Raw genomic sequence first — 2,454 nt, forward strand, 5'->3', positions numbered from 1 at the left:
CGCGGCGGCGACGCTGCTCACCGCGCTCGAGGCGCTGGACATGGCGCTGGCGCTGCTGCTCGCGCTGCGCGCGGCGGCGTAGGCGCGCCGGGCGCCCGCGTTCGCGGGCGGCGCGGCGGGGGTGTCGTGGCTCGACGTGAAGCTCGGGGTGCGCATGCTGGCCAAGCACCCCGCGCTGTCGCTGGTCGGCGGGATCGGCATGGCGGTCGGCGTCGCGGTCTGCGTCGGCACGTTCGTCTTCCTCTCCACCAACGCGTTCCCGACGCTCCCGCTCCCCGAGGGCGACCGCATCGTCGCGCTCGAGAACCGCGACGTGCGGCGCGACAACGAGGAGCGCCGCTCGCTGCACGACTTCGTGCTCTGGCGCGAGACGCTGCGCTCGGTGCGCGAGCTGGCCGCGTTCCGCACCGCCGACCGCAACCTGCTCCCCGGCGACGCGCCGCCGCTCACGCCGCCCGCGCCGGTGCGGGTGGCGGAGATGACGGCGGCCGGGTTCCGCGTCGCGCGCGTCGCCCCCGCGCGCGGCCGCTACCTGCTCGACGCCGACGAGCGCCCCGGCGCGCCGCCGGTCGTGGTGCTCGGCCACGAGGCGTGGCTGGCGCGGTTCGCGGGCGACCCCGGCGTCGTCGGGCGCGTCGTGCGGCTGGACGGCGTGGCGCACACGGTGGTCGGCGTGATGCCGCCCGACTTCGCCTTCCCGCTCAACCACCAGTACTGGACGCCGCTGCGCGTCGACCCGGCGAAGCACCGGCGGCGCGAGGGGCCGGCGCTCTTCCTCTTCGGCCGCCTCGCCCCGGGCGCGACGATGGCGGGCGCGCAGGCGGAGCTCGACGCGGTGGGCCGGCGCACCGCGGCCGCCTTCCCGGCGAGCAACGCGACGCTGCGGCCGATGGTGATGCCCTACACGCACTCGCTGATCGACATCCAGGGCACGACGGTGTGGATGCTCGCGCAGATGCAGCTGATGATGAGCTTCCTCCTCGTCGTCGTCGCGCTGAACGTGGCGGTCCTCGTCTACGCGCGCACCGCCACGCGCATGGGGGAGATCGCGGTGCGCGCCGCGCTGGGCGCCAGCCGCCGGCGCATCGTCGTGCAGCTGTTCGTCGAGGGGCTCGTGCTGTCGCTCGCCGCCTCGGCGGTCGGGCTGGCGCTCGCGCAGGCGGGCGCGCGGCTGGGCAACCGGATCATGGAGGAGGAGACGGGCGCCCCGTTCTGGGCGGACTACTCGCTGCGCCCCGCCACGGTGCTGTTCACGGTCGGCGTCGCGGTGGTCGCGGCCGTGATCGTGGGCGTCATCCCCGCGCTGCAGGCCACCGGGCGGCAGCTCCAGGCGAACCTCCGCCAGCTCGGCGGGAGCACGGGGCCGCGCCTCGGGCGCACGTGGACGGCGCTCATCGTCGCCCAGGTGGCGATCGCGGTGGCCGCGCTCCCGGCGGCGGTCAACGCGGGGTGGTCGGAGATCCGCGGCGCGCTCACGCGCCCGACGTACGCGCCCGAGGCCTACCTGGTCGCCGAGCTGCGCGCCGGCGACGCCGCGGCCTCCGACTCGGCGCGGTTCGGCGCCGCGGTGACGGAGCTGCTGGCGCGCGTGCGCGCGGAGGCCGGCGTGGCCGGCGCGACCTACGCCGAGTACCACGCCGAGCGGATCGGGCGCGTCGAGATCGAGGGGGGCGCGGCGCGCGCCGACGCCGACGCCGACCCCGGCGCCGCCGCGTCGACCTCCGCCGCCGGGCACCGCGTCGACTCGCACGGCGTCGGGCCGGGCTATCTCGCGCTGTTCGGCGGGCGCGTGCTGGCCGGCCGCGACCTCGCCCCCGGCGACGAGGCACGCGCCTCCACCGCGGTGATCGTGAACCAGGCGTTCGTGACCCGCGTGCTCGGGGGCGGCCCCGCGCTCGGCCGCCGCCTGCGCTACCTCGGCGACGTGGACGACGACGCGGCGGCCACGGCGCGCCCCCGCGGCGCGGGCCGGTGGTACGAGATCGTGGGCGTGGCGGCGGACCTGCAGGCCAACGCGGTGGACCCCACGGTCGTCCCGCCGGCGGTGCTGTACGCCGCGGCGCCGGAGCACGCGCTCGGCGCGACGCTCACGGTGCGCGTGCGCGGCGGCGTCGACGCGGCCGACGTCGCGCCGCGGCTGCGCGCGCTCGCGGTGGACGTGGACCCGACGCTCCGCATGGGCGCCACGCACACGCTGGCCGACTTCGAGCGCCAGAGCCGGCTCGCGGTGCGCCTCGTGGGGCTCGTGCTCGGCCTCGTGCTGCTGAGCGTCTTCCTCCTCTCCGCGGCGGGCGTCTACGCCCTCACGTCGCTGACCGTCACGCGGCGGCGGCGCGAGATCGGGATCCGCGCCGCCCTCGGCGCGGCGCCGCGGCAGGTGCTGCCCGCGGTGCTGGCGCTGGTGGCGGCGCAGGTCGGGGCGGGGCTCGCCGTGGGCGTCGTCGGCGCCGCGGC

The 2,454-nt window shown here is 78.1% G+C and carries 1 protein-coding gene; it reads left to right on the forward strand.

What is annotated here, in order from left to right; genetic code table 11:
- Window positions 1-154: 154 nt before the first annotated feature.
- Window positions 155-2,454: ABC transporter permease (locus PYV61_RS24215; RefSeq protein ID WP_275836443.1), on the forward strand; the 2,300-nt coding region annotated here is incomplete at its 3' end.

It is taken from the genome of Roseisolibacter sp. H3M3-2, assembly GCF_029211165.1.
Taxonomy (GTDB): Bacteria; Gemmatimonadota; Gemmatimonadetes; order Gemmatimonadales; family Gemmatimonadaceae; genus Roseisolibacter.